Source organism: Enterobacter vonholyi (assembly GCF_008364555.1).
In the GTDB taxonomy this organism is placed as follows: Bacteria; Pseudomonadota; Gammaproteobacteria; order Enterobacterales; family Enterobacteriaceae; genus Enterobacter; species Enterobacter vonholyi.
This window is the reverse complement of sequence record NZ_VTUC01000010.1, coordinates 37,885-62,185: the sequence shown is the minus strand read 5'-3', so window position 1 is coordinate 62,185 and position 24,301 is coordinate 37,885. Positions and strand designations below refer to the sequence as shown.

At 56.0% G+C, this 24,301-nt stretch carries 24 protein-coding genes; 7 read left to right on the top strand and 17 right to left on the bottom strand.

Annotated elements, in window-relative coordinates; translation table 11 throughout:
- Window positions 1-60: 60 nt before the first annotated feature.
- Window positions 61-1,710: a methyl-accepting chemotaxis protein gene (locus tag F0319_RS15395; RefSeq protein ID WP_149367313.1), complete on the bottom strand. Its 1,650-nt coding sequence runs from the start codon at window positions 1,708-1,710 to the stop codon at window positions 61-63.
- Window positions 1,711-1,954: 244 nt separating this feature from the next.
- Here F0319_RS15395 and ytfE point away from each other — a divergent pair, with 244 nt between their 5' ends.
- Window positions 1,955-2,617, top strand: coding sequence for an iron-sulfur cluster repair protein YtfE (ytfE, locus tag F0319_RS15390; protein ID WP_143344566.1), 663 nt, complete (start codon window positions 1,955-1,957; stop codon window positions 2,615-2,617).
- Between the two features lie 95 nt (window positions 2,618-2,712).
- Here ytfE and cycA read toward each other — a convergent pair whose 3' ends face one another.
- Together cycA and fklB are read right to left on the bottom strand one after the other, a co-directional pair.
- Window positions 2,713-4,122 (bottom strand): D-serine/D-alanine/glycine transporter, encoded by a 1,410-nt coding sequence (cycA, locus tag F0319_RS15385; protein ID WP_111965382.1) that lies wholly within the window; start codon window positions 4,120-4,122, stop codon window positions 2,713-2,715.
- 311 nt (window positions 4,123-4,433) lie between these two features.
- Window positions 4,434-5,054 carry a BamJ family beta-barrel-assembly machinery protein gene (gene fklB, locus F0319_RS15380; RefSeq protein ID WP_008502892.1) on the bottom strand — a complete coding sequence of 207 codons (621 nt, stop codon included), beginning with the start codon at window positions 5,052-5,054 and terminating at the stop codon, window positions 4,434-4,436.
- A 233-nt stretch (window positions 5,055-5,287) separates the two neighbouring features.
- On the opposite strand from fklB, the gene F0319_RS15375 reads away from it, so the two are divergent.
- Window positions 5,288-5,932 (top strand): OapA family protein, encoded by a 645-nt coding sequence (locus F0319_RS15375; protein ID WP_111965383.1) that lies wholly within the window; start codon window positions 5,288-5,290, stop codon window positions 5,930-5,932.
- Window positions 5,933-5,999: 67 nt separating this feature from the next.
- Here the strand turns inward: F0319_RS15375 and rplI are convergent, their stop codons facing one another.
- Genes rplI through rpsF form a run of 4 tightly spaced genes read right to left on the bottom strand, consistent with a single transcriptional unit; the run spans window position 6,000 to window position 7,439 of the window.
- Complete coding sequence (rplI, locus tag F0319_RS15370) at window positions 6,000-6,449, bottom strand: 50S ribosomal protein L9 (RefSeq protein WP_024907318.1); 450 nt, start codon at window positions 6,447-6,449, stop codon at window positions 6,000-6,002.
- 41 nt (window positions 6,450-6,490) lie between these two features.
- A complete protein-coding gene (gene rpsR, locus F0319_RS15365; RefSeq protein WP_000135199.1) occupies window positions 6,491-6,718 on the bottom strand; it encodes a 30S ribosomal protein S18 in 228 nt (75 codons plus the stop codon).
- 4 nt (window positions 6,719-6,722) lie between these two features.
- Window positions 6,723-7,037: a primosomal replication protein N gene (gene priB, locus F0319_RS15360; protein WP_008502895.1), complete on the bottom strand. Its 315-nt coding sequence runs from the start codon at window positions 7,035-7,037 to the stop codon at window positions 6,723-6,725.
- A 6-nt stretch (window positions 7,038-7,043) separates the two neighbouring features.
- A complete protein-coding gene (rpsF, locus tag F0319_RS15355) occupies window positions 7,044-7,439 on the bottom strand; it encodes a 30S ribosomal protein S6 (protein WP_014068637.1) in 396 nt (131 codons plus the stop codon).
- A gap of 341 nt (window positions 7,440-7,780) precedes the next feature.
- Here rpsF and yjfY point away from each other — a divergent pair, with 341 nt between their 5' ends.
- Entirely contained in the window at window positions 7,781-8,056 is a 276-nt protein-coding gene (yjfY, locus tag F0319_RS15350) for a DUF1471 family protein YjfY (RefSeq protein ID WP_010427445.1), read from the top strand.
- Window positions 8,057-8,223: 167 nt separating this feature from the next.
- Here the strand turns inward: yjfY and yjfP are convergent, their stop codons facing one another.
- Window positions 8,224-8,946: an esterase gene (gene yjfP / locus F0319_RS15345; protein ID WP_149367312.1), complete on the bottom strand. Its 723-nt coding sequence runs from the start codon at window positions 8,944-8,946 to the stop codon at window positions 8,224-8,226.
- Window positions 8,947-9,083: 137 nt separating this feature from the next.
- On the opposite strand from yjfP, the gene bsmA reads away from it, so the two are divergent.
- The 3 genes from bsmA (at window position 9,084) to F0319_RS15330 (ending at window position 11,941) form a co-directional block, all read left to right on the top strand.
- Window positions 9,084-9,413, top strand: coding sequence for a biofilm peroxide resistance protein BsmA (gene bsmA, locus F0319_RS15340; protein ID WP_111965385.1), 330 nt, complete (start codon window positions 9,084-9,086; stop codon window positions 9,411-9,413).
- A 136-nt stretch (window positions 9,414-9,549) separates the two neighbouring features.
- Entirely contained in the window at window positions 9,550-9,837 is a 288-nt protein-coding gene (gene yjfN, locus F0319_RS15335; protein ID WP_111965386.1) for a DUF1471 family protease activator YjfN, read from the top strand.
- A gap of 172 nt (window positions 9,838-10,009) precedes the next feature.
- Window positions 10,010-11,941: a methyl-accepting chemotaxis protein gene (locus F0319_RS15330; RefSeq protein ID WP_149367311.1), complete on the top strand. Its 1,932-nt coding sequence runs from the start codon at window positions 10,010-10,012 to the stop codon at window positions 11,939-11,941.
- Here the strand turns inward: F0319_RS15330 and F0319_RS15325 are convergent.
- The gene (locus tag F0319_RS15325; protein WP_149367310.1) at window positions 11,938-13,560 is read right to left on the bottom strand and encodes an isovaleryl-CoA dehydrogenase; all 1,623 of its coding nucleotides are present in this window, start codon (window positions 13,558-13,560) and stop codon (window positions 11,938-11,940) included. The two genes, F0319_RS15330 and F0319_RS15325, sit on opposite strands and share 4 nt — an antisense overlap.
- A gap of 194 nt (window positions 13,561-13,754) precedes the next feature.
- On the opposite strand from F0319_RS15325, the gene F0319_RS15320 reads away from it, so the two are divergent.
- A complete protein-coding gene (locus F0319_RS15320; RefSeq protein ID WP_149367309.1) occupies window positions 13,755-15,029 on the top strand; it encodes an MFS transporter in 1,275 nt (424 codons plus the stop codon).
- A gap of 90 nt (window positions 15,030-15,119) precedes the next feature.
- On the opposite strand, the gene rlmB is transcribed toward F0319_RS15320, so the two are convergent.
- The 8 genes from rlmB to hflX all read right to left on the bottom strand — a co-directional run bounded on the left by rlmB (window position 15,120) and on the right by hflX (window position 24,291).
- Window positions 15,120-15,854 (bottom strand): 23S rRNA (guanosine(2251)-2'-O)-methyltransferase RlmB, encoded by a 735-nt coding sequence (gene rlmB, locus F0319_RS15315; protein ID WP_028015258.1) that lies wholly within the window; start codon window positions 15,852-15,854, stop codon window positions 15,120-15,122.
- A gap of 66 nt (window positions 15,855-15,920) precedes the next feature.
- Window positions 15,921-18,362 carry a ribonuclease R gene (rnr, locus tag F0319_RS15310; RefSeq protein WP_149367308.1) on the bottom strand — a complete coding sequence of 814 codons (2,442 nt, stop codon included), beginning with the start codon at window positions 18,360-18,362 and terminating at the stop codon, window positions 15,921-15,923.
- Window positions 18,363-18,400: 38 nt separating this feature from the next.
- Complete coding sequence (gene nsrR, locus F0319_RS15305; protein ID WP_111965420.1) at window positions 18,401-18,826, bottom strand: nitric oxide-sensing transcriptional repressor NsrR; 426 nt, start codon at window positions 18,824-18,826, stop codon at window positions 18,401-18,403.
- A gap of 192 nt (window positions 18,827-19,018) precedes the next feature.
- Window positions 19,019-20,317 (bottom strand): adenylosuccinate synthase, encoded by a 1,299-nt coding sequence (locus F0319_RS15300; RefSeq protein ID WP_006178975.1) that lies wholly within the window; start codon window positions 20,315-20,317, stop codon window positions 19,019-19,021.
- Window positions 20,318-20,421: 104 nt separating this feature from the next.
- Entirely contained in the window at window positions 20,422-20,619 is a 198-nt protein-coding gene (locus tag F0319_RS15295) for a DUF2065 domain-containing protein (RefSeq protein WP_003855996.1), read from the bottom strand.
- Window positions 20,620-20,690: 71 nt separating this feature from the next.
- On the bottom strand, window positions 20,691-21,695 hold the full coding sequence (hflC, locus tag F0319_RS15290; RefSeq protein WP_111965392.1) for a protease modulator HflC: 1,005 nt from the start codon (window positions 21,693-21,695) through the stop codon (window positions 20,691-20,693).
- 2 nt (window positions 21,696-21,697) lie between these two features.
- A complete protein-coding gene (gene hflK / locus F0319_RS15285; protein ID WP_111965393.1) occupies window positions 21,698-22,954 on the bottom strand; it encodes an FtsH protease activity modulator HflK in 1,257 nt (418 codons plus the stop codon).
- A gap of 56 nt (window positions 22,955-23,010) precedes the next feature.
- Complete coding sequence (hflX, locus tag F0319_RS15280; RefSeq protein WP_133293627.1) at window positions 23,011-24,291, bottom strand: ribosome rescue GTPase HflX; 1,281 nt, start codon at window positions 24,289-24,291, stop codon at window positions 23,011-23,013.
- Between the last annotated feature and the right edge of the window lie 10 nt (window positions 24,292-24,301).

Below are 24,301 nucleotides of genomic sequence, written 5' to 3'. Positions count from 1 at the left end.
CGCTTGCAGGGCCTACAAAACCGTAGGCCCCGTAAGGCGTAGCCGCCACCGGGCAAGCCCTTAAAACGTTTCCCAGTTCCCTTCAGACGCCGCCGCGACAGGCTGCGCTTTTGGCACATAGGTTTTTACCGGCGCCGCTTTTACCGCCTGGTTGCGGGTAATTTTGAACACCGCCACCGCTTCGTTCAGGCGTGCAGCCTGATCTTCCAGCGCCGCCGCCGCGGCCGCAGACTCCTCCACCAGCGAGGCGTTCTGCTGGGTCACGCGGTCCATCTCGGCTACCGCCTGGCCCACCTGATCGATACCACGGCTCTGCTCGTCAGAGGCCGAAGCAATTTCGCCCATAATGTCGGTGACGCGGGTAACCGCATTAACGATTTCTGCCATCGTTTCCCCAGCTTCGTTAACCAGCAGAGAGCCCGCGTTCACGCGTTCACCGGAGTCGTCGATCAGCGCTTTAATCTCTTTCGCCGCCTGGGCGCTACGCTGGGCAAGAGTACGCACTTCGCCTGCAACAACCGCAAAACCACGGCCCTGCTCGCCCGCACGCGCGGCTTCCACCGCCGCGTTTAACGCCAGGATATTCGTCTGGAAGGCAATGCCGTCGATCACGTTAGTAATTTGCGCAATTTTGCTGGAGCTGGTGGCGATTTCGTCCATCGTCCGCACGACGCCTTCAACCACGTTACCGCCCTTCTTCGCCGTTGAGGAGGCATCCAGTGCCAGACGGGAAGCCTGACGCGCGTTATCGGCGTTCTGCTTCACGGTCGCCGTCAGCTGTTCCATGCTGGCTGCCGTCTCTTCCAGAGACGCGGCCTGCTGCTCGGTACGGGAAGAGAGGTCGTTACTGCCAGCAGAGATTTCGCCTGCACCGGTGTAAATGGTATCTGCGCCTTCACGCACCACGCCCACGGTGTTTGCCAGCGAAGTTTGCATCTCCTGCACGTTGCGCGCCAGGATGGCCATTTCATTATTACCGTCTGCCTGAATCGGCTGGGTGAGATCGCCTGCCGCAATGGCGCGAATATGGTTAATCACCTCTTCAAGAGGCAGCAGCAGCACGCGGCGCATGGCGATCCAGCTGGAGATAATCACCACAATCACCAGCAGCATAACCGCAGAAAGGATCCACAGGATGCGCTTGTAGTCGCTTTCATTGTCCTGGATGCCTTTATCGGTAAGCATTGCCTGCGCTTCGCGCCATTCACGATAAACCGTCTGCATCGCGTTTTGTTTCTGTTCGGCATTCTGCTTGAACATATCTTCCAGATTGCCTTGGCTCAGCAGAACGTTCATTTGCGTCAGCGTTGCAGAGTAGATGCGGTACTGCTCTTCGAGTTGGTTGGTCAGGTTCTCATCCAGGCCTGGCGTGTTCGGCAGGGCATAGTATTTATCGTAATGAACCTGCGCTTCAGTCAGCAGATTTTTCGCCGTGGTAACCAGCTCATTCAGCTGACCGCCGTTAATTTGAGAGGCCATGCTGCTTTGCAGGCGCAGCATCCCGCGGTTCAGGGTGACGCGAGCCTGGTTCAGACTGATCCACGCATCGGTAAACTCCGCCACGTTCTTGCTGGAGAGCTGCGACACGGTGAAGTTGTCTTTATCGTTATTCAGGGCGTTGATAAAGATACCGGCGGAAATCACTTGCATGATGCCGAGCACAAGCAGCACCGAAATCAGAAGGGTAATGACTTTTATACGTTTAAACATGCGTTGCCTTTGTTTTATGCAGGTTTGTCTGACGTGGATATATCGGCAGGCGCGGCGGGTTGTTTACTGTTCCTCCACCTTTAAAAAGTTTCGAAACCACTTTCCTGAGCCCATTCAGAGAGTTAAAAGTGGGATTTTTTTGTGATCCACATCTCACTTTCCCCCTTCCCTCTAAAGGGTTATAGCGCTGGCCTAAAGATGTATTTAATATGCACTTTATATTATTGATGACGAGGTAACTGCTATGGCCTTTCGCGACCAACCCCTTGGCGAGCTGGCGCTCTCCATTCCTCGCGCTTCTGCGCTGTTCCGTAAATACGATATGGACTACTGCTGCGGCGGTAAGCAAACACTGGAGCGTGCGGCCTCACGCAAAGAGCTGGACGTTGAGGTTATTGAAGCAGAGCTGGCGCAGCTGGCCGAGCAGCCCGTCGATAAAGACTGGCGAACCGCTCCGCTCGCGGAAATCATCGACCATATCATCGTGCGTTATCATGACCGTCACCGTGAGCAACTGCCGGAACTGATTCTTCAGGCGACCAAAGTCGAGCGCGTCCATGCCGACAAACCTTCCGTACCGCGCGGTCTGGCAAAGTACCTGACCCTGCTGCACGAAGAGCTTTCAAGCCACATGATGAAGGAAGAGCAGATCCTCTTCCCGATGATTAAACAGGGTATGGGAAGCCAGGCGATGGGGCCCATCAGCGTGATGGAAAGCGAGCATGATGACGCGGGCGAACTGCTGGAAGTGATCAAACACACCACCCACAACGTTACGCCGCCGCCAGAAGCGTGCACAACGTGGAAAGCGATGTACAACGGCATTAACGAGATGATTGACGACCTGATGGAACACATCAGTCTCGAGAACAACGTTCTGTTCCCGCGGGCATTAGCGGGGGAATAAAAAAGGCCGCTGCGGCCTGATGCCCCCACCCCGCCCCTCTGCCACGGAAGAGGGTGCAAAAACTAAAAACGGCAACCGAAGTTGCCGTTTTGCTTTTACCGTACGCCTGCCATACGTTTCTTACCGATAAACACCCAGCCCAGCCCCAGCGCGATAAACCACAGCGGCGTGACGATGAGTGCCTGACGAGTATCATCTTCCAGCGTCAGCAGAACCAGCACGAAGACGAAGAACGCCATGCACACCCAGCACATCAGCTTGCCCAGCGGCATCTTGTAGATCGATTTCTCATGCAGATGTGGGCGCTGCTTGCGGTACACCAGATATGAACAGAGGATGATGGTCCAGACGAACATAAACAGGATCGCTGAGACCGTGGTAATCATGGTGAACGCGCCAATCACGCTTGGGTTCACGTAGAGCATCACCACGCCGCCCAGCAGGCACATGCAGGAGAAGGTCAGCCCTTTTGCCGGTACGGCACGCTTAGAGAGCTTGGCGAACGCGCTCGGCGCCACGCCTTCCTGCGCCAGGCCAAACAGCATACGGCTGGTGGAGAACACGCCGCTGTTCGCGGAAGATGCCGCAGAGGTCAGCACCACGAAGTTAATCAGGCTCGCGGCAGCAGGCAGGCCTACCAGCACGAACAGCTCAACGAACGGGCTCTTGCTTGGCACCACCGAGCTCCATGGCGTCACGGACATAATGATGATCAGCGCGAAGACGTAGAACATGATGATACGCACCGGAATGGAGTTGATGGCGCGCGGCAGGGACTTCTCCGGATCTTTGGTTTCCGCAGCGGTCGTTCCGACCAGCTCAATTCCCACAAACGCGAACACCGCGATCTGGAAGCCGGCAAAGAAGCCGCTGATGCCTTTCGGGAACCAGCCGCCGTCATTCCACAGATGGGTAAACGACGCCTGAACGCCCGTTGGTGACTGGAAGTGGGTGAGCACCATCACCAGGCCCACCACGATGAGCCCGACAATGGCCACGATTTTGATCATCGCGAACCAGAACTCCATCTCACCGAACATTTTAACGGTGGCGAGGTTCAGGCTCAGCAGCAGAACAATAACCGCCAGCGAGGCGACCCAGTCCGACAGACCCGGGAACCAGAACTGCGCGTAGGCGGTAATCGCCACGACGTCCGCCATACCGGTGACAACCCAGCAGAACCAGTAGGTCCAGCCGGTGAAATAGCCCGCCCACGGCCCGAGCAGGTCAGAAGCGAAGTCGCTAAAGGATTTGTATTCGAGGTTCGAGAGCAGCAGTTCACCCATTGCACGCATCACGAAGAACAGCATAAAACCGATAATCATATAAACGAATATGATTGACGGCCCGGCGAGACTAATAGTTTTGCCTGACCCCATAAACAGCCCGGTACCGATGGCACCCCCGATGGCAATGAGCTGAATATGACGGTTTGTGAGATTGCGTCGTAGCGACTGTTCAGACGACGCCCCTTCGTCGGCGACGACTTTAACCTGATCTACCATGTGATATTTTCCTGTTTATGCCTGTCTGTGTTGTTAAGGCTCTTCTGGCCTTTAAATACGTCAAAAGATGACGTTCCCTTGTAAGGGCTAATCGATATTAGGTAAGAATCGGCGGGATGAATACTATGATTTAGATATTATGTTAATAATATGTTGAAAGTGAGTGTCATATCACTCATGCAGCGCGAAACAGCTCACAAAAATACACGCAACAGTTTCGTTTGCAAGATAAAATGTTGATTGCACCATAACTATAGGTTTTAACACTATTTTCCTCTCCCCAACCGGAGAGAGGAAATAAGAAAAGTCGATTACAGAATTTCCAGCAGCTCGACTTCAAAGACCAGGGTGCTGAATGGAGGGATGGACGCGCCAGCGCCGCGCTCGCCGTAGGCCAGGTTATGCGGAATAGTCAGTTCCCATTTGGAACCGACTGGCATCAGGGTCAGCGCTTCAATCCAGCCTGCGATAACGCCGTTCACCGGGAACTCAGCCGGTTCGCCGCGCGCCACGGAGCTGTCGAACACGGTACCGTCGATCAGCTTACCGGTGTAGTGTACGCGAACGTGGTCGGTACGCGCCGGGATTGCGCCGTCACCCTGATTGATCACGCGGAACTGCAGACCAGACTCGGTGCTGTTCACGCCTTCACGCTCACGGTTCTCTTCCAGATATTTCACACCTTCGGCGGCCATCTCTTCGAAGCGCGCACGACGCACGGCGTCAGCACGTTCGTGGATTTCACGCAGCGCACGGTGCACAACGTCAACCGGAACGGCAGGCTGTTTGCCTTCCAGTGCGTCAGCGATACCCGCCACCAGCGCTTCTGGTAACAGACCTTCCAGGCCGGATTCGCTCAGCTGCTGTCCTACCTGCAAGCCGATACCGTAACTTGCCTGCGCTTCGATAGTGTCAAAAGTCGGGGTGGTCATGGGTTTTCCTTCCATCACATTTAAAGTAGCGGGCAGCATATCAGCCATGCACTTATGGGTAAAACTTTGTCTGAAGTTAAGGTGACAAACCGCGACGAAACAGAAACAATAGAGATAACCAGGATTAATCCCGAACTGATGTCACGGATGTCGGGTTTGCTACGCCGTTCAGGCAGTTAGCAAACTATACTTCGGAACACAGGATAAAAAAGACGCGGAGCAGGAGGAGTGCCATGCCCGGGCGATTTGAACTGAAACCTACCCTGGCGAAAATCTGGCAGGCGCCGGACAATTTTCGCATCATGGACCCGCTGCCTCCTCTGCATCGCAGAGGGATTATCATTGGCGCGCTGATGGTGATCGTGGGCTTCCTGCTTCCTTCCGGGAGCGATGATGTCGATACCGTACCCGTTACCCGGAATGCCCAACTGGACATTCAGTCGCAGACGCGACCGCAGCCTGATGCACAGCCGATGCAAACGCAGCTTGTCACCCCGTCTAACGATCCGGGTCAGGTTGCACCGGTTGAGCCAGAGCCCATTCAGGATGAACAGCCGCAGGATCAAGCCGCCGCCCCGTCTCAGCCTCAGACGCAACAGCCTACCGGCATTGAGCAACAGTGGCGTTCCTATCGCGTGGAGCCGGGCAAAACCCTGGCACAGCTGTTCCGCGACCATAACCTGCCGCCAACCGACGTATATGCCATGGCGAAGGTAGAAGGTGCAGGTAAGCCGCTCAGTAACCTGCAGAATGGACAGATGGTGCAGGTTCGTCAGAATGCCAGCGGTGTGGTGACAGGATTAACGATTGATACAGGAAACGGACAACAGGTGCTGTTTACCCGCCAGCCAGACGGCAGTTTTATCAGGGCGCGTTAAGGGCCCGGAGCTGTAAAAAGCAAAACGCCGGCACAAGGCCGGCGTTTCAACGTGAGCAGAGTAAAAATTACTCAGCTACAACGTTAACAACCAGTTTAGCGAACACTTCGCTGTGAACCTGGAAGTCAACTTCGTGCTCACCAGTGGTACGCAGAACGCCGTTCGGCAGACGAACTTCGCTCTTAGCCACTTTAACGCCTGCAGCAGTTACTGCATCAGCGATATCGCGGGTACCGATGGAACCGAACAGTTTACCTTCGTCGCCTGATTTAGACGCGATGGTAACGGTGCCCAGTGCGTTGATTGCTTCAGCGCGAGCGTTAGCAGCCGCCAGAACGTCAGCCAGTTTGGCTTCCAGTTCAGCGCGACGTGCTTCGAAAAACTCTACGTTTTTCTTGGTAGCTGGAACAGCTTTACCCTGTGGAACCAGGAAGTTACGTGCGTAACCCGCTTTAACGTTAACCTGATCACCCAGGCTGCCCAGGTTTGCTACTTTATCAAGCAGAATAACTTGCATTACCTTATCCTCTTAAAGTCGTATTAATGGACCGTGCCCGATTACTGATGACGATCAGTGTACGGCAGCAGGGACAGGTAGCGAGCGCGTTTGATAGCGCGAGCCAGCTGACGCTGGTATTTTGCACGAGTACCGGTGATACGGCTTGGGACAATCTTACCGCTTTCGGTGATGTAGTTTTTCAGCGTTGCGATATCTTTATAGTCGATCTCTTGAACGCCTTCCGCGGTGAAACGGCAGAACTTGCGACGACGGAAATAACGTGCCATATGGCTAGTCTCCAGAATCTATCAAATCAATCTGCTCGGCATGCAGAACCATTTTGCTCAGGCCGTTCTTTGCCTTGTGGCAAGAGATGAACCCCTGAACGATTACTGCGCTACCGACCGTTAAACTGTGAGTAATGGCCTGGTTTTCGTGTCCGCTAATAATAACGGGCATTTGGCACCACGCCTGCCGGTGAAACCCGGCTTCCTCTTGCACAGAACGATGCTCAAGCACGAACTGGCAATGCGGAATTCCTGATGGACTGACCTTTCGAAGGGGAGCCCTGCATACGATGCCGGACAACGCCAGACGGTTGGTCATCAGAAATTACTCTTCAGAATCCCCAGCATCAGAATCATCTGCGGTTTCGTTTGCGAAATCATCGCGACGCTCACGGCGCTCGTCTTTCGCTTTAACCATCGGAGATGCTTCGGTAACTGCGTTTTTGGTACGCATAACCATGCTGCGGATAACGGCATCGTTGAAGCGGAAGGTAGTTTCCAGCTCATCGATCACTTCCTGCGGCGCTTCAACGTTCATCAGAACGTAGTGTGCTTTGTGCAGTTTGTTGATCGGGTAAGCCAGCTGACGGCGGCCCCAGTCTTCCAGACGGTGGATCGTACCTTCTGCACCAGTGATGGCAGCAGAGTAACGCTCGATCATACCCGGAACCTGTTCGCTCTGGTCAGGATGGACCATAAAAACGATTTCGTAATGACGCATCGAATTGCTCCTTACGGATTATTCAGCCTCCTGTCTGGGTCAGCCGAGGCCCGGGGAGGCAAGGAACGTGTTAAAGGTCGGCTGAAAAATTGACGCGTCATAATACTTGCGCGCCCCTGGAAACTCAAGCTGATTGCACAAATAATTCGCACAAAGCGCGAAGCGGGTCTAAGTAGGTGATTTAAAATTGGTCACACCCGGAAGCGTTGTTTTTTTGAACAACTGCATCAGAAATGGTCACGCATCCCCGCTGGATGAGTGATTACACTTTAATCAGAGATCACCTGAATTAAAGAAGGAGCATCCCCCCTCTCGCAGCACGTAGTCGTGGAGCGCATATCATGAAAAAAATCGCATTAGCCATAATGGCGGCGCTTTTGCTCAGTGCAAACGCGATGGCAGCCATCAAGATAGACAGCCGACAGGCCAGAAACATGGATGATGTGCAAAGCTTGGGCGTAATTTACATCAATCATAATTTCGCCACGGAAAGTGAAGCAGATCAGGCCCTAAACGAAGAAACCGATGCGCAGGGCGCAACCTATTACCACGTGATGTTAACCCGTGAGCCCGGCAGCAACGGCAACATGCACGCCAGTGCAGATATTTACCGATAACGCTTTAACGCTAGCACCAGGAAAGCCAACAACGAGAACATAGCCATAGTTGACGTTGCCCCCTGCCCGGGGGCTTTTTTTTGAGAAAGGCTCCGGAATACCATCGGTAAAAGACCCCCTGAGTTCCTCCAGAAGCTGGAAGATCAGAGAGTAAAGGTGCTGCGCATTTAAAGGTGCTGGCGGAAAAATGCCACCGTGGCGTCCAGCGCCGTTGGCGTGATGCGGTGGCGGACGCCAGGTTCCCACAGGCAGGTCAGATTACCGTCCAGGCCTGCATTTATTAACGCCTGCTGCAGACGGAAGGTTCCCTCGGGCGGGACCACATCATCTGCATCACCGTGCCATAGCAGCAGTGGGCGATCGGCCACGCGCGGCAATGACCGGGACACATCCCACTCTTCGAGCGTCGCGGTGATTTCCGCTAATTCCTTAGGGGGAAAGAGCGTCTTCGCCAGCGACGTAAAATAGCCCGAGCCCATCAGGCAGGCGACCGACTTCACTTCCGGATGATGCGTCATAATCCCCAGCGCCGTCATACCGCCCATCGACGCCCCGGCGACAGCCAGACGATTGTCGGCAACCAGGCCGGCCTCATAAAGCGCATCGCGCACCCCGGCAAACTCGGTCAGACTCCCGTGCAGAATGTGCCAGAACTGCCCAAGCCGCGCCTGTTCATTGCCCTTAAAGCGGGCGCCGTGGTCAGGCGCATCCGGCATCACCACGCGAAAACCCGCCTGCGCCAGCGCAACCGCAAAATAACTGTAAACCAGCTTCGATGAGGTGAACCCGTGATAAAAAACCACAACAGGCAGCGGTTTATCACGTTTACCCGCAGGCATCGCGTGTAAAATTTCATGGTCGCCGAGGTGGCGTATTTCAATTTCAATCATTGTCGACCCTGTGCGAATGTATGATTCATAATGTTGAGAACTGGGTTACGCTTTCACGTCATTTTCATTCGAAATTTACGTCCCAGATAACACTTCGGGAACATTCCCCCAAAACTAAATTCACAGACAACTACACTATGGCTATCAGGAAACGAGATATGGTTATGCGCAGGTTTGCTGCTTTAGTGCTGGTGTTTCTGCTTAGTGGCTGTAGCGCGCTGCAGGGAACGCCGCAACCCGCTCCACCGGTCGCCGATCATCCACAGGAGATTCGTCGTAATCAGACGGAAGGATTACAACGAATGGGCACGATTTCCGCGCTGGTACGCGGCTCCCCCGATGACGCAGAAGCGGCAATAAAAGCACAGGCCGTCGCCGCCAAAGCAGATTATTACGTCATCATTATGATCGACGAAACCATCATAACGGGACAGTGGTATTCACAGGCCATTTTGTACCGTAAATAATGGTTTTCCTTTGAACGAGATTTACACTGCTTTGCGTCCATAGACATTTTCCTGTCCACAATAAACTCCATGCCCGCGTCAATGGAAGGGAGTTTATTCGCGAAGGATTGCCCGGCGGATACCGGAGATATGTGAAATGGAGCTGACGATGAAACGAACTCTTGCTTTGACCTCTCTGTTGCTCTCAGCAGGCCTGGTGAGCACCACCGCGCAGTCAGCAGAATTCGCCAGTGCTGACTGTGTGACTGGCCTGAATGAAATTGGCCAGATCTCCGTGAATAATATCTCGGGGAGCCCGCAGGACGTTGAACGCGTTGTGGCATTAAAGGCCGATGAGCAGGGTGCTTCATGGTATCGCATCATCCAGATGCAGGAAGATCACCACATCGACCACTGGCGAGTACAGGCCATTCTTTACGTGTAATATCCCTCCTGATAAAAGCCACTTATTTTTAGTGGCTTTTCGTTTTTGCAAATCTTTTATCTTATGAAAAACCAATCAATAACAAGAAAATAACATTTTGTTACATTAATTCAGTAAACGTAATCCCCGCTCTGCCGTTGAAGAACCATACCTTTTCAATGATGAGCAATTTATGATCAACGTTTTTCGCCGTGCAGGCCTGGGGGCAAAGCTGTCGCTGCTTACGGGCATCAGTGTCGCCACGCTGTTTCTGCTTTTCACTTTTCTGCTCAGTCAAAAAGCCAGCCAGCAGCTTGAAGCCCTCGCCGTCGAAGATCTGCATAATCAGTCCACAGGCATGGTCGACATGGTGCAGATGTTTAATACCAGCCTGAGCGAAGAAGTCGAAAGCTACACCAAACTGTTTACGACATTTCTGCCCCAGCCTTTTAGCGTCGATACTCAGCAGCCCCGGACCATTAACGGGCTCACCGTTCCCCTACTGAAAGGGGGAGAAGCTGAACTCCATGAAAATACCTCTTTTTCCGATGATTTTCTGAGCCGTACGGGAGCAATCTCCACGCTGTTTGTACGCAGCGGTAACGACTTTGTTCGCGTCGCCACCTCCCTGCGCAAAGAGAACGGCGAGCGGGCGATGGGCACCGTGCTGGATACCGCCAGCCCGGCCTTTGCCGCAGTCAACAGAGGGGTAGTCTACCGTGGCCTGGCGCTGCTGTTTGGCAAACGCTATATCACCCAGTATCAGCCGGTTAAAAACGCCGAAGGCCAGGTCATTGCGATCGTCTTTGTTGGCGTGGACATTACGCATTCCTGGAACGTCATGCGCGAGAAAATCCTCACCCGCCGCCTGGGCGAGAGCGGTCACTTCTTCGTGCTGGATCGCAGCAACGGCAAAACGCGCGGGCAATACCTGTTCCATGCCGGTGAAGAGGGACAGCTGCCGAAGTGGGACGGCGCGACGCAGCAACAGCTTTTGAGTGACAAGCCCGGCACGCTGGAACGCGTAAGCGACGACGGCCGCACGCTGAAAATGGCCTATACCCCGCTGCCAGGCTGGAACTGGACTATCGTCGGCGAAGTGGATAAATCGGTGCTGCTCTCAAGCGTTACCGCCATGCGCGATCGCTTCCTGCTGGCCGGCGTGGTCTTATCCATCCTGTTTGCTGGCCTGTTCGTGATTCTTATTCGCCGCGTGCTGACCCGCCCGCTGCGCAATGTGATCCATCTTGCCCGGCAATATGCCGCAGGGGATCTCCGTTCCAGCCTGCCCGTGACGCGCCAGGACGAAGTCGGCCAGCTGATCGACGCCATCAACGGCATCGGCGGCGGCCTGCAAAAAATTGTCCTGCAGGTCCGCGAGGCCGCTGGCGAGATCCATTTGGGCACCAACGCGCTGGCCGCCGACACCGGCGAGATTTCAGAGCAGATCAACAAGCAGGCGAGCAGCGTGGAAGAGACCTCCGCCAGCATGGAGCAGCTGGCCGCCACCGTGCAGCAAAATGCCGCCAACATGGAGCAAACGCAGCAGCTGGTCGGTGAAACCTCGCTCGCGGTCCATCAGGGCGGTGAGACGGTCACCCACGCGGTATCGACCATGGACGATATTCGCGAAGCGTCAAAACGCATAGAAGACATCACGCGCGTGATCGAATCCATCGCTTTCCAGACCAATATTCTGGCGCTGAATGCGGCAGTGGAAGCGGCCCGCGCCGGTGAGCACGGAAAAGGGTTTGCGGTAGTCGCGCAGGAAGTTCGCGCACTGGCGGGACGCAGCGCTAACGCGGTGAAGGAGATTGAACAGCTGATTGGCGATACGCTCAGAAAAGTGAGTGAGGGCCATGCGCTGTCTGAAAAGACCCGCCTGGCGATGGATGACATCATCATTCATATCGATAACATCAGCCAGCTGGTCACCGAGATTAACCATGCCTCACGCGAGCAGTCCGCAGGGATTGGCCAGGTTAATCTCGCCATGACCCACATTGGCGAAGCGTCGCATATCAATGCCGATCGTATCTCACGCAGCGAACAAACGGCTCAAACGCTGCGCGAGAAGGGATCACATCTGGCCCAGCTGGTGAGCCTGTTCCAGCTAAAAGGCTAACCGACTCTGCCCGTCGCACGCAGCAGCAGGTCACTTTGCACCTGCTCGCTCATCAGCGTGCCGCCACGGGTATCGAGCATCATGCGGCACCACGCCTGCGCCACCGGAGGCGACGCGTGCCGCAGCATTTCGCTCCCGGCACCCAGCAGGAAAAGCTGCTGCGCGATCTCCCGCCCCTGCGCCTCCTGCGGTTTACGCAGTTTTTGCTGAAGCTGTCGCCAGCTGCGGTCGAAGTGTCTGTCCTGCCCTTTTACCTGTGCAAACTCATCGGCAAGCAGATCGTGAATCCCCGGCTGCTTCGCCAGCACGCGCAGCACGTCCAGGCACATGATGTTGCCGGACCCTTCCCAGATGCTGTTCACCGGCATCTCGCGATACAGGCGGGGAAGTTCGCTCTCCTCGCAGTACCCGACTCCGCCCAGCACCTCCATCGCTTCAGCGACAAACGGGATGCCCGCTTTGCACACGCTAAACTTCGCGGCCGGGGTAAACAGCCGCGCCCATGCCGCCTCCTGCGGATCCGTGCGTTTATCCCACGCCCGCGCCAGGCGAAACAGCAGCGCCGTTTGCCCCTCCAGCACCAGCGCCATCCGGCTTAGCACTTCGCGCATGAGCGGCTGATCGATAAGATTTTTGCCGAAGGTCTGGCGCTGATGCGCATGGTACAGCGCCACGGACAGCGCCCGACGCATCAGTCCGTGGCTGCCCAGCGCGCAGTCAAAGCGCGTCAGACCGCCCATTTTGAGGATCTGCCGTACCCCTTCGCCCTCTTCCCCCAGAAGCCAGCCGGAGGCATCGAGGAACTCCGCCTCGCTGCTGGCGTTGGAGCGGTTCCCGAGCTTGTCCTTGAGGCGCTCCAGCCGGACGGCGTTGCGCTGTCCGTCAGGCAAAAAGCGCGGCACAAAAAAGCAGGACAGCCCGCCCTTCGCCTGGGCCAGCACCAGATGCGCATCGCTTTGCGGGACGGAGAAAAACCATTTATGCCCCACCAGCCTGTAGCTGCCGTCGCTGCATTTTTCCGCTTTGGTGGTGTTGCTCAGCACGTCCGAGCCGCCCTGCTTTTCCGTCATCCCCATACCAATCAGCAGGCCGCGCTTTTGCGCGCCGGGGGCCAGATGCGGATCGTAGCGATCGCTGAGCAGCGGCGTCAGCCAGTCGTGAAAGAGTCTGGGGAGCGCCTGCTGCAGGAGCGGTGTCGCGGCAAACGTCATGGTGACCGGACAAAGCGTGCCCGCTTCCACCTGAGCATGAAGCACAAAGCGTGCGGCCCGCGCGACAAACGACCCTTTACGCGCCTCCTCTTCCCATGCCAGGTTATGTACCCGATTGGCACACAGCCCCTGCATCAGCAGGTGCCATGCCGGGTGAAAGCGGACGTCATCCAGTCGCTCTCCGGTGGCGTCATAGCGAAGCAACTCCGGCGGATTTACGTTCGCCAGCCTGCCCAGCTCCAGCGACTCTGCGGTACCTAACTGCTGCCCGATGCTGGCGAGCAGCTCAACATCCCACTCGGCCCCCTCGCGCGAAACTGCGTCACGCAGCGCGCAGTCCGAAAGGAAAAGGTTGCTGTTGGAAAGCGGTGCGGGTTGATTGAAAACGGTATGGGTCTGCCAGTGCATACTGTCTCCCTCCTTCAGTGGCAATGACGATAAGTATGGACAAAGCGCGCACACGATGCATGGGAGGGGAGTCACACGTTCACGATCCCGCTGATATCATTCGTGAAATAGCTCACAGAACATAAGAATAAACTATTTCATGACTTCGCTTTTGTTGAATAATTTATTCTCTCCCCCTTTCAGTGAGGAAAGTTATGCAACCGGATGCGCACAAGCGAGCATTAATTGCCGGCTCCATTGGTAACTTTATCGAGTGGTATGAGTTTGCGGTCTACGGTTTTCTGGCGACCGTCATTGCGAAGAACTTCTTCCAGCTTGAAGGGGAAGCGGGACTCACCAGCCTGATCCTCACCTACGCCTCATTCGCCATCGCCTTCTTCTTCCGTCCGCTGGGCGCGGTGGTGTTTGGACGCATCGGCGACCGAATTGGCCGTAAGCCGACGCTCATTATTGTTCTGGTGCTCATGACGCTGGCCACCGCCGCCATCGGCATTGTGCCGGTCTATGCCAGCATCGGGATTGCCGCACCGCTGATCGTTACGCTGCTTCGCATCCTGCAGGGACTGTTCGCCGGCGGCGAGTACGGTGGTGCGGTCTCGCTGATGACGGAGTTCGCCCCGCGCGGCAGGCGCGGCCTCTACGGCGCGTGGCAGTCCTTTACCGTGGCGCTGGGCTTGTTAGCGGGCGCAGGCATCGTGGCGCTGCTCTCCGCCCTCCTCACGCCTGAAGCCCTGCACGACTGGGGCTGGCGCATTCCTTTCTTCCTGGCGCTGCCCATGGGCGCTGTTGCGCTGTGGCTTCGCGTCAGCATGGAGGAGACGCCCAGCTTTGTGCAGCAGCAGGACAAACCGGCTGTCGCTCAGGCGGATACTGCCGCCACGCTCAGGGCCATCGTGATGGGGATTGGGCGCGTAATGGTCTGGTCTGCGGCGGGGTACACCTACCTGGTGATTATGCCGACCTATCTGCAGTCGGCGCTGCACACCGGGTTTAACCAGGCGCTGCTGATCGCGGTGATTTCGAACGTTGGGTTTGCGCTAACCATTATTCCGTCGGGGATCCTGAGCGATAGGATCGGGCGTCGCACGGTGATGATTATCGCCACCGCGCTGCTGCTGATCCTCGCCCTGCCGTTGCTGAAACTTCTGCAGGCGGAGTCCAGCACGCTGGCGGTGAAGGCTGTTGTGGTACTGATTGCGGGCGGTCTGGTGGGCATGCTGGCGGGGCCGGGCCCGGCGATGCTCTCTGAGATGTTCCCGACGCGCGTGCGCTATACGGGCCTGGGGCTGGCCTACTCTTTGTCGAACGCGATTTTCTCGGGATGCGCAGGGTTAATCATTACCGGGCTGATTAAGCAGACGGGCAACCTGGATATTCCGGCGTATTACGTGATGGCGACGGCCGTCGTAAGTATTTTCGCGCTGATGACCCTGAGGAAGGATGACCATTTGCGGTCGTTAGAGGAGTGAGGTTGTCACCGTTTGATGCCCTCACCCCGGCCCTCTCCCACGGGGAGAGGGAGAAAACACTAAAGGCCGTCCTGTGGACGGCCTTACTGTTTATTCTCCCCGCTGACGCACCGCTTCAAACAGGCAGATGCCCGTCGCAACGGAAACGTTCAGAGACGACACGCTGCCCGCCATCGGGATGCTGATCAGCTCGTCGCAGTGCTCGCGGGTCAAACGACGCATGCCTTCGCCTTCCGCACCCATCACCAGCGCCAGACGGCCGGTCATTTTGCTCTGATACAGGGTATGATCTGCTTCACCGGCGGTACCGACGATCCAGATGTTCTCTTCCTGCAGCAGACGCATGGTGCGCGCCAGGTTGGTCACGCGGATCAGCGGAACGTTTTCCGCCGCGCCGCAGGCTACCTTCTTCGCCGTCGCGTTCAGCTGCGCGGAGCGATCTTTCGGCACAATCACCGCATGCACGCCCGCCGCATCCGCGCTGCGCAGACACGCGCCGAGGTTGTGCGGATCGGTTACGCCATCGAGGATCAGGAAGAACGGATTCTCCAGCTCGGCAATCAGATCCGGCAGATCGTTTTCCTGATACTGACGGCCCGGCTTCACGCGGGCAATGATCCCCTGGTGAACCGCGCCTTCACTTTTTTCATCCAGGAACTGGCGGTTCGCCAGCTGGATCACCACACCCTGCGCTTCCAGGGCATGGATCAGCGGCATCAGACGCTTATCTTCACGCCCTTTCAGAATAAACACTTCCTGAAAACGCTCCGGTGCGCGCTCGAGAAGGGCCTGCACCGCGTGGATGCCGTAAATCATTTCACTCATTGATGGTTCTCGTAATAAGTATTTCCCCTCCCCCCGTTGGGGAGAGGGTTAGGATGAGGGGAGATTTTACTCCGCCTGCTTTTTCTTGGCCGCGCGCTTCGCTTTGGTGGCGGCCGCTATTTTCTGTGTCTTCGCGGAAGGTTTCTTCGCTGAACGGGCTTCTTTCTTCGCCGCCTTCGGCTTCTGCTTCTTCTCACCGCGGAACGCGCTGTCCGGCTCGAAGTTCACCTTCTTACCGGCCTGACGGCGCTTGCCGCTCGTTTTGCCGTTTCCGCCTTTTTTCGTTCTTTCGCGTTCGGTTTTACCAACGTTACGCGGGGCGCGCTCGCTGGAGATCAGGCTGAAGTCGATTTTACGGTCGTCCATATTCACGGCCTCAACCTTCACTTCCACACGGTCGCCCAGACGATAGGTCTGGCCGCCAGATTCGCCAATCAGACGCTGGCCGACCTGGTCGAAGCGGTAGTAGTCATTATCCAGGCTGGAGACGTGCACCAGACCGTCGATAAACAGCTCGTCCAGACGAACGAAGAAGCCAAAGCCGGTCACGCTGGCAATCACACCTTTGAAGACGTTACCGACCTGGTCCAGCATAAAGTCACACTTCAGCCAGTCCGCCACGTCGCGGGTAGCTTCATCAGCACGGCGTTCGGTCATGGAGCAGTGCTGACCCAGCTGCAGCATCTCTTCCATCGAATAGTGGTAGCCACCGGTTTCGGTGGTGTTCCCTTTATGTCCCTGCTCCTGCGCCAGCAGATACTTGATCGCACGGTGCAGAGAGAGGTCAGGGTAACGACGGATCGGCGACGTAAAGTGGGCGTAAGACTGCAGCGCCAGGCCGAAGTGACCGCGGTTTTCCGGATCGTAAATCGCCTGCTTCATCGAGCGCAGCAGCATTGTCTGCAGCATTTCTGCATCAGGACGATCGCTAATGGATTCCAGCAGCTCGGCGTAATCGCGCGGCTCTGGCTTATTGCCGCCCGGCAATTCCAGGCCCAGTTCAGCCAGCACGGAGCGGAACGCGGTGATGGCTTCCGTCGACGGTTTATCGTGAATACGGAACAGCGCAGGCTCTTTGGCTTTCTCGACGAAACGTGCCGCCGAGATATTCGCCAGAATCATACATTCTTCGATCAGCTTGTGCGCATCGTTACGCTGGGTCTGTTCGATACGTTCAATGCGGCGCTCGGCGTTGAAGATAAATTTCGCCTCTTCGCTTTCAAACGAGATCCCGCCGCGTTCTTCGCGCGCCTGATCCAGCGTTTTGTAGAGGTTATGCAGCTCTTCGATGTGTTTGACCAGCGGCGCGTACTGTTCGCGCAGATCCTGGTCGCCCTGCAGCATATGCCAGACCTTGGTATAGGTCAGACGCGCGTGCGAGCTCATCACCGCTTCGTAGAATTTGTAGCCGGTTAAGCGCCCTTTGGTGGAGATGGTCATCTCGCAAACCATACAGAGGCGGTCAACCTGCGGGTTCAGGGAGCAAAGGCCGTTAGACAGCACTTCCGGCAGCATCGGCACGACCTGCGACGGGAAGTAGACCGAGGTACCGCGGCTGCGCGCTTCGTTATCCAGCGGGGTGTGCGGACGAACATAGTAGCTTACGTCTGCAATAGCGACCCACAGACGCCAGCCGCCACCGCGTTTTTTCTCGCAGTAGACGGCGTCATCGAAGTCGCGGGCGTCTTCACCGTCGATCGTGACCAGCGGCAGGGAGCGCAGATCCACTCGGCCCACTTTGGACTCTTCCGGCACTTCTTCGCGCAGGCTTTCGATCTGCTCTTCAACCGCTTTCGGCCAGATGTATGGAATTTCGTGGGTGCGCAGCGCCATATCAACGGCCATGCCGGTGCCCATGTTATCGCCAAGCACTTCAACAATTTTACCTACCGCTTTGGTGCGACGGGTTGGGCGCTGGGTAAGTTCCACCACCACCACAAAGCCCATGCGGGCGCCCATCACCTCTTCAGGTGGGATCAGGATGTCGAAGCTCAGACGGCTGTCGTCAGGCACCACGAACCCAACGCCCGCGTCGGTAAAGTAGCGGCCAACGATCTGGCTGGTTTTTGGCACCAGAACGCGCACGACGCGCGCTTCTCGGCGACCTTTACGGTCGGCGCCCAGCGGCTGCGCCAGAATCTGGTCGCCGTGGATGCACATTTTCATCTGTTCAGATGAGAGATACAGATCGTCTTTACGGCCTTCCACGCGCAGGAAGCCGAAGCCATCGCGGTGACCAATGACGGTTCCTTTCAGCAGATCGAGGCGTTCCGGCAGCGCGTAGCACTGGCGGCGGGTAAAGACCAGTTGCCCGTCGCGCTCCATCGCGCGCAGGCGGCGGCGAAGGGCTTCAATTTGCTCTTCACCTTCAATGTTCAATTCAACGGCAAGTTCTTCACGATTGGCGGGTTTTTCGCGTTTTGTTAAGTGTTCAATGATGAACTCGCGGCTGGGGATAGGATTCGCGTATTTTTCGGCTTCGCGTTCCTGGAAAGGATCATGTGACATGTCGGTTCCTCCGTTGTCAGCTCCGGTGGAAATTTTCTTCATTCCACCAGCAATAATTTATAAAGCGGTTGATTCTCTTCAACCAAATCGGCCAGCGTGTAGTTATCCAGTTCCATGAGAAAACTTTGCACGGCCTTAGAAAGCGCCTGTTTCAGGCGGCAAGCGGGCGTGATGTGGCAGAACTCGCTGCTGCAGTTCACCAGAGACAGCGGCTCCAGTTCACGTACCACATCGCCAACACGAATACTCTGTGCCGGTTTACCGAGACGGATCCCACCATTCTTCCCGCGGACGGCAGCAACGTATCCGGCACGACTAAGTTGATTGATTATTTTGACCATATGATTACGGGATACGCCGTAGACCTCTGTAACTTCAGAGATACTGGTCATCTTCCCCTCGGGTAACGACGCCATGTAAATCAGCGCACGTAAGCCGTAATCGGTGAAACTTGTTAACTGCACATCAACCTCAGGAAAAAGGGAAATCGCGGACAAACCGCAGAGATATTCATTAATGATGATAAACCAGCCAGATAGTTAGCGGCTAATTTATTTGACAGACGGGGCGAAAAAGCGGAGATCCAGGAGCGGTCGCCGGATGGCGCTACGCTTATCCGGCCTACGGGTCTCCCCGCAGGCCAGCAGTCACGAAGATTATGCGTCGAACGGATCGCGCAGAATCATCGTTTCAGTACGGTCCGGGCCGGTAGAAATAATATCGATCGGCACTTCGGTCAGTTCTTCAATGCGCTTGATGTAATCCAGCGCCGCCTGCGGCAGGCCGCTACGCTCTTTCACACCGAAGGTGGTCTCAGACCAGCCCGGCATGGTTTCGTAGATTGGCTCAATGCCTTCCCAGTCGTCAGCAGCCAGCGGAGTGGTGGTCACTTCGCGGCCATCTGGCATACGGTAGCCGACGCAGATTTTCACTTCTTTCAGGCCGTCCAGTACGTCCAGCTTGGTCAGGCAGAAGCCAGACAGGGAGTTGATCTGCACTGCACGACGCACGGCAACCGCATCCAGCCAGCCGGTACGACGACGGCGACCGGTGGTCGCGCCAAACTCGTTACCCTGCTTGCACAGGAACTCGCCGGTTTCATCAAACAGTTCGGTCGGGAATGGACCCGCACCCACGCGAGTGGAGTACGCTTTGATGATGCCCAGTACGTAATCCACATAACGTGGACCCAGGCCAGAGCCGGTCGCCACGCCACCCGCGGTGGTGTTAGAGGAGGTGACGTACGGATAGGTACCGTGGTCGATGTCCAGCAGCGTACCCTGCGCACCTTCGAACATGACGAAATCGCCACGCTTGCGCGCCTGGTCGAGCAGATCGGACACATCAACAACCATACCGGTCAGAATGTCTGCAATCGCCATGACGTCATCCAGCACTTTCTGGTAGTCAACAGCGTCAGCTTTATAGAAGTTCACCAGCTGGAAGTTGTGATATTCCATCACTTCTTTCAGTTTTTCAGCGAAGGTCGCTTTGTCGAAGAGGTCGCCCACGCGCAGACCGCGGCGTGCAACTTTATCTTCGTAAGCCGGGCCGATACCACGACCGGTGGTGCCGATCGCTTTCGCGCCACGCGCTTTCTCACGCGCTACGTCCAGCGCCACGTGATAATCCAGGATCAGCGGGCAGGCTTCGGAGAGCAGCAGACGCTCACGAACAGGGATACCACGGTCTTCCAGACCTTTCATCTCTTTCATCAGCGCCGCTGGAGACAGCACAACGCCGTTACCGATGATGCTAGTGACGTTTTCGCGAAGAATGCCTGATGGAATAAGATGGAGGACGGTTTTTTCACCGTTGATTACGAGAGTATGGCCTGCGTTGTGACCGCCCTGGTAGCGCACAACATATTTAGCCCGTTCAGTCAGAAGATCAACAATCTTCCCTTTACCTTCGTCACCCCATTGGGTGCCCAGTACGACGACGTTGTTACCCATTTTTTTCAAAATCACCGTTTGCTTAAAAATGGATTCTACCATCGCTTTTTCAGATATACAGCACTTTTTGACCTCAAAATACGCCGATTGCGCCTACTTTTTGATCAGCCAATCGTTTTCCTCAACATGTAGTAGATCACGATGCCCGCAACCACAAGACCGCCGCCAAAACGACGTAAAATATTATCCGGCAGTTGGCTCATGGTGGCGATCATTCGACGCCAGGCGCGTGGATAGAGCATCGGTCCCAGGCCTTCAAGCACCAGGACCAGGGCCAGCGCGAGCCAGATCGTTGAATTCATTTTTGTTCCTTATAAAAGAAAACCACCGCTCCGTTGAGAGCGGTGGTTTGAAAACTCAAACGAGCCTGAGTTTATCGCGTTGCGTTAGTCGGCGTCTTCATATAACGGAAGAAATCGCTGTCCGGGCTAAGCACCATCACATCCTGGCTGCTCTGGAAGCTATTCTCGTAGGCACGCAGGCTACGGATAAAGGCATAGAAGTCAGGATCCTGGCTGAAGGCATCAGCAAACAGTTTCGCGGCTTCCGCATCACCTTCACCGCGCAGGATACGGCCCTGGCGCTCAGATTCCGCCAGCGTCTTGGTGACTTCGTAGTCTGCTGCAGCACGCAGCTTCTCAGCCTCTTCCTGACCCTGTGAACGGTGACGACGGGCTACCGCTTCACGCTCGGCGCGCATACGGTTGTAAATCGCCTCGGATACTTCCACCGGCAGGTTGATCTGCTTGATACGCACGTCAACGACTTCGATACCCAGTGCAGCCATACTGTTCGGATTGATCACCGGCACTTTACCGTTGGTTTCCGCCTGAACACGTTCAGCCGCTTTGGCAATCGCATCGTCTGCTGCCGGCGTTGAAACTTCATCTTCAGTGCCCGCTGTGCCGGAGTTCAGCGCATCGCGAACTTCCAGGGTCAGACGACCACGGGAGTCGGTCACGATGTCTTTCACATCCAGACGACCAATCTCAGAACGCAGACGGTCAGAGAACTTACGTTTCAGCAGCACTTCTGCCTGAGAAACGTCACCGCCGCCCGTTGCCAGGAAGTAACGGCTGAAATCACTGATGCGCCATTTGATATAGGAATCAACGATCAGGTCTTTCTTCTCTTTGGTCACAAAACGATCTGCCTGGTTATCCATGGTCTGGATACGCGCATCAAGCGTTTTTACGGACTGAATGAACGGCACCTTGAAGTGCAGACCCGGCTCGTAAATCACCGGGCGTTTGTCGCCATCACGCACGACGCTGCTGAACTGGAACTTGATCCCACGCTCGCCCTCTTTCACCACAAAGATCGAGGTATAAAGCACGACCAGTACGATGACGATGATCGCAATAACTGACTTACGCATCCTTATTCCCCCTGACGCTGGTAGTCGTTACGCTGCGCGTTAGCACGGCGTTGGTCCATAATGTCACCATCGTTCGAAGAAGGCGTTGTGTTCGAGCTGGCGCTGCCTGTTGAGGCTGGCGGCAGACGCAGCAGGTTGTTCGCTCCGCTGGTGTCTTTTGCTGCCGGTGCAGAACTGCCCTTCAGCATCTGATCCAGCGGCAGCACCATCAGGTTTCCGCCTTTACTGTCGTTAACCAACACTTTGCGGGTGTGGCTCAGCACTTTTTCCATGGTCTCGATATAGAGACGCTCACGGGTAATTTCCGGCGCTGCTTTGTATTCAGGCAGGATCTTCGCAAAGCGAGCCACTTCACCCTGAGCTTCCAGGATGGTCTGGGTCTTATACGCGCGCGCTTCTTCCAGAATACGCTGCGCCTGACCGTTAGCGCGTGGCTGAACTTCGTTGGTGTACGCTTCTGCTTCACGGATGTATTGCTGTTCGTTTTCACGGGCAGCAATCGCATCGTCAAATGCGGCTTTCACCTCTTCCGGCGGACGCGCAGCCTGGAAGTTGACGTCCAGCAGGGTGATACCCATGTTGTACGGACGAATGGTCTCTTCCAGCTCGCGCTGGGTATCGCTACGAATAACGGTACGACCTTCGGTCAGAATACGGTCCATGGTGTATTTACCGATGACACCACGCAGGGCGCTGTCAGTCGCCTGACGCAGGCTGTCATCGGCGCTGGTCACGCTAAACAGGTAACGCTCAGGATCGGTCACGCGGTATTGCACGTTCATCTCAACGCGCACCACGTTTTCGTCAGAGGTCAGCATCACGCCGGAGGCGGCCAGTTCACGGACGGATTCCACGTTTACCGCGGTCACGTCGTCAATGAAGGTTGGCTTCCAGTTCAGACCCGGCTCAACCAGATGGCTGAACTTACCGAAACGGGTGACTACGCCGCGTTCTGCTTCTTTAATGGTGTAGAACCCGCTGGCTGCCCAGATGATGACTACCGCAGCGGCCACGATGCCCACTACGCGGCCACCCATTGGCGGGCGCGTACTCTGAGTGGAATTGCCACCCGAGCCAGAACTTTTTCCTCCGCCAAGGCCACCAAGCTTCTTGCTCAGTTTGCGGAAGATATCATCCAGATCCGGCGGCCCCTGCTCGCGACCACCTTTGTTGCCATTTCCCTCAGAGTTGCCGCCAGGTTTGCTGCTTCCCCACGGGTCGCGGTCTTGTCCGTTATTACCGGGCTGATTCCACGCCATGTATATGCTCCATATTTGTTATGCAAGGGCGAATTATTCAGGCATCCCCTTTCTGATCAGACGATATAGTCGACCAGCGCAGGTTCTTGTTTACAGAGGCGACGCCAGTCAACGATCGGCATACGCACCTGCATCCCCACGCTGCCGTCATCCTCCATCCACTCTTTTTCTATCGCCTGAAGCTGATAAAACCGGCTGCGCAGCCTGCCTTCCTGTGGCGGCAGTCGCAGCGTGTGCTGAGCTACCTCACCGGAAAGACGTTCTGTCAAAGCCTGGAAAAGCAGTGGCACACCAATACCGGTCTGGGCAGAAAGCCAGACCCGAATTGGTTTGTTTTCTTCATCTCTGTCGATACGCGGTTCGAAATCGTCCAGCACATCGATCTTGTTCATGACCAACAGCGTTGGGATCTCGTGAGCATCGATCTCTTCGAGCACCACATTCACCGCGTCAATGTTCTCCTGCACGCGCACGTCTGCTGCATCAATCACGTGCAGCAGCAGAGTCGCCTGTCGCGTCTCCTGCAGGGTGGCTTTAAACGCCGCCACAAGGTCATGCGGCAGGTGGCGAATAAACCCTACGGTATCCGCCAGCACCGTTTCACCGACGTCTGCAACGTCAATACGGCGCAGCGTAGGGTCCAGGGTCGCAAACAGCTGGTCTGCGGCATACACCTGGGCCTCAGTTATCTGGTTAAACAGGGTGGATTTACCGGCGTTGGTATAGCCCACCAGCGACACCGTCGGGATGTCGGCTTTGGTGCGCGCCCGACGCCCCTGTTCACGCTGTTTCTCTACACGTTCCAGACGTGAGAGGATCTGGGTAATTCGGCCACGCAGTAAACGACGGTCGGTTTCGAGCTGGGTTTCACCCGGACCGCGCAAACCAATCCCGCCTTTTTGTCTTTCAAGGTGTGTCCAGCCACGCACCAGACGCGTTGCCAGATGGCGCAGCTGCGCCAGCTCAACCTGCAGTTTCCCTTCATGGGTACGTGCACGCTGAGCAAAAATATCTAAAATCAAACCCGTGCGATCGATAACACGGCATTCGCAAAGGGCTTCCAGGTTGCGCTCCTGGGCTGGAGACAGCGCATGATCAAACAACACGACTGACGCGCCGGTTGCTTTTACGGCATCCGCAATTTCGACTGCTTTACCTTCACCAACAAAATACTTTGGGTGCGGCGCTTTACGGCTACCGGTAATCACCTGCATTGCTTCGACACCGGCGGAAGAGACCAGAGATTCAAACTCCTGGAGGTCTTCCATATCTTTGTCTTGCGAAAAATAGATGTGTACCAGCACCGCCTGCTCACCGGCATCATAACGGTCAAACAAGCGTAAACCT

Excerpts from the sequence above, each read along its gene's own strand:
- F0319_RS15395 (WP_149367313.1), bottom strand. The coding sequence starts at position 1,710 with ATGTTTAAACGTATAAAAGTCATTACCCTTCTGATTTCGGTGCTGCTT.
- ytfE (WP_143344566.1), top strand. The coding sequence starts at position 1,955 with ATGGCCTTTCGCGACCAACCCCTTGGCGAGCTGGCGCTCTCCATTCCT.
- cycA (WP_111965382.1), bottom strand. The coding sequence starts at position 4,122 with ATGGTAGATCAGGTTAAAGTCGTCGCCGACGAAGGGGCGTCGTCTGAA.
- fklB (WP_008502892.1), bottom strand. The coding sequence starts at position 5,054 with ATGACCACCCCGACTTTTGACACTATCGAAGCGCAGGCAAGTTACGGT.
- F0319_RS15375 (WP_111965383.1), top strand. The coding sequence starts at position 5,288 with ATGCCCGGGCGATTTGAACTGAAACCTACCCTGGCGAAAATCTGGCAG.
- rplI (WP_024907318.1), bottom strand. The coding sequence starts at position 6,449 with ATGCAAGTTATTCTGCTTGATAAAGTAGCAAACCTGGGCAGCCTGGGT.
- rpsR (WP_000135199.1), bottom strand. The coding sequence starts at position 6,718 with ATGGCACGTTATTTCCGTCGTCGCAAGTTCTGCCGTTTCACCGCGGAA.
- priB (WP_008502895.1), bottom strand. The coding sequence starts at position 7,037 with ATGACCAACCGTCTGGCGTTGTCCGGCATCGTATGCAGGGCTCCCCTT.
- rpsF (WP_014068637.1), bottom strand. The coding sequence starts at position 7,439 with ATGCGTCATTACGAAATCGTTTTTATGGTCCATCCTGACCAGAGCGAA.
- yjfY (WP_010427445.1), top strand. The coding sequence starts at position 7,781 with ATGAAAAAAATCGCATTAGCCATAATGGCGGCGCTTTTGCTCAGTGCA.
- yjfP (WP_149367312.1), bottom strand. The coding sequence starts at position 8,946 with ATGATTGAAATTGAAATACGCCACCTCGGCGACCATGAAATTTTACAC.
- bsmA (WP_111965385.1), top strand. The coding sequence starts at position 9,084 with ATGGCTATCAGGAAACGAGATATGGTTATGCGCAGGTTTGCTGCTTTA.
- yjfN (WP_111965386.1), top strand. The coding sequence starts at position 9,550 with ATGGAGCTGACGATGAAACGAACTCTTGCTTTGACCTCTCTGTTGCTC.
- F0319_RS15330 (WP_149367311.1), top strand. The coding sequence starts at position 10,010 with ATGATCAACGTTTTTCGCCGTGCAGGCCTGGGGGCAAAGCTGTCGCTG.
- F0319_RS15325 (WP_149367310.1), bottom strand. The coding sequence starts at position 13,560 with ATGCACTGGCAGACCCATACCGTTTTCAATCAACCCGCACCGCTTTCC.
- F0319_RS15320 (WP_149367309.1), top strand. The coding sequence starts at position 13,755 with ATGCAACCGGATGCGCACAAGCGAGCATTAATTGCCGGCTCCATTGGT.
- rlmB (WP_028015258.1), bottom strand. The coding sequence starts at position 15,854 with ATGAGTGAAATGATTTACGGCATCCACGCGGTGCAGGCCCTTCTCGAG.
- rnr (WP_149367308.1), bottom strand. The coding sequence starts at position 18,362 with ATGTCACATGATCCTTTCCAGGAACGCGAAGCCGAAAAATACGCGAAT.
- F0319_RS15300 (WP_006178975.1), bottom strand. The coding sequence starts at position 20,317 with ATGGGTAACAACGTCGTCGTACTGGGCACCCAATGGGGTGACGAAGGT.
- F0319_RS15295 (WP_003855996.1), bottom strand. The coding sequence starts at position 20,619 with ATGAATTCAACGATCTGGCTCGCGCTGGCCCTGGTCCTGGTGCTTGAA.
- hflC (WP_111965392.1), bottom strand. The coding sequence starts at position 21,695 with ATGCGTAAGTCAGTTATTGCGATCATCGTCATCGTACTGGTCGTGCTT.
- hflK (WP_111965393.1), bottom strand. The coding sequence starts at position 22,954 with ATGGCGTGGAATCAGCCCGGTAATAACGGACAAGACCGCGACCCGTGG.